Raw genomic sequence first — 1,464 nt, 5'->3', positions numbered from 1 at the left:
TAGTGCTCATGGAGACTTCCTCTTCTGTTGACGGTTGTGTTGCAACACCATCATGGCCCTCGAGGCCAAAGGGGAGGAAGTCTCTTTTTACTCGTCCAAGCGGACGCGCGAAAAGCCGCGCGCCGCTTAACTCCAGCGTTAGGCTCCAATGAAACTATGAAGCGGCCACCCACAGACCTAGAAGTGCTCGAAGAAATCTACCGTCGTTACTACGGCGAATTCGCAGCATTTGATCACGACTGTCCCGAGCGCGATACCAAGGTCTATGTGCCAATCGATATCGCCGCGATTGCTAAGCACTTCAAGATCGACGGAGACATAATCCATGGTCGGCTCTACTACTACCTAGACCACAAATATCGAATCCTGCGTAGTAACGGAAGCGAGATCCCGTTCTTCCGTTTCAAAGAGCAGGCCATCCCTAGCGAGCGACATCAAGTACAGTTTCCAATACTTGCTTCCGCAATCGCGCAGCTCAGGGAAGCACGCAACCAATTCCTGTGGGCTACTTGGCTTGCAGCAGCATCCTTCATCATTGCGGTTCTCGCGTTCATTGTCGGCATGCGTTGCTAGCGTCAGCGCGCCTAACATCTCATCCAAGCGGACGGCTCCGCCGCCGCTTAATTCCAGCGTTAGGCCCTCCATGGAAAGTCTGATCGAGCAGGAACTCAAATACTTCGGCAGTGACGATCAGCGCAGAGCCTTTCGTGCGGTCTACGGGTCGCTAAGCAACTGCGTGGAATCTTGGCAATACGGGCAAGAAATGCACATTTGCACAATTGTCGCGGCAGACGAAAAAACGCAGATCGTGTTCTGTCCAACCGGCTTCGGCCCTAGCTTTCCTTGGGGCGTGCAGCGTATCGGGCAGACGGATCTGGGCATGGATGACAGCTGGCACGCCTATCTTTACGAAGCGTTTGTGTGCTCAACCATATGGCCGCATGATCCACCAACTGGTTTTATGCAAATGGGCCCAAGTGAGCGCCGGCCCTAACCACTCATTCGAGGCGGACGGCTTCGCCGCCGCTCAATTCCAGCGTTAGGCCTCAAACAGAAATGACGTCCTTGGTCATACATCACTGGGTTCCTGAGTTGGGCTGGGCAAGTCACAGCAGTTGGCCGCTTGCAGCCTTCTGCGATCGTATCCAACAATGTACGTTGCTCCGCGGCACCGAACTCAAACGAGTTGCTCGTCGTGTCATGAAGGGCGAGGCCATGACGTTAGAGTTGGTCAGTACCGAGTCGGCCGGCGCTCTGTTGCATACTCTTGAATCACTTGGTGCGCAGGTATCACTGCACTAGCCGGGCCGTCGCTGGCCTAACCACTCGTCCAAGCGGACGCGCGAAAAGCCGCGCGCCGCTTAACTCAAGCGTTGAAGCTGTAGAAAAACCCCTTACTGATCTGCAAAACGAGTCCGCCGTGCTGGCGGATTTTCGTTTCGACTTCGTGCAGTGCTCCGCTCG

The 1,464-nt window shown here is 55.1% G+C and carries 2 protein-coding genes; both read left to right on the top strand.

Annotated features, from left to right (window positions below; genetic code table 11):
* Positions 1 to 183 precede the first annotated feature (183 nt).
* Positions 184 to 573, top strand: coding sequence for a hypothetical protein (locus ACQGNJ_RS00190; RefSeq protein ID WP_426687229.1), 390 nt, complete (start codon positions 184 to 186; stop codon positions 571 to 573).
* A gap of 70 nt (positions 574 to 643) precedes the next feature.
* On the top strand, positions 644 to 994 hold the full coding sequence (locus ACQGNJ_RS00185; protein ID WP_426687228.1) for a hypothetical protein: 351 nt from the start codon (positions 644 to 646) through the stop codon (positions 992 to 994).
* The last annotated feature ends 470 nt before the right edge of the window (positions 995 to 1,464 follow it).

Origin of the sequence: Rhodanobacter ginsengiterrae (assembly GCF_050026815.1) — a bacterium.
GTDB classification, from domain to species: Bacteria; Pseudomonadota; Gammaproteobacteria; order Xanthomonadales; family Rhodanobacteraceae; genus Rhodanobacter; species Rhodanobacter ginsengiterrae.
Note: the sequence above shows the minus strand (reverse complement) of the source record. Positions and strands in the feature narration are given on the sequence as shown.

Excerpts from the sequence above, each read along its gene's own strand:
- ACQGNJ_RS00185 (WP_426687228.1), top strand. The coding sequence starts at position 644 with ATGGAAAGTCTGATCGAGCAGGAACTCAAATACTTCGGCAGTGACGAT.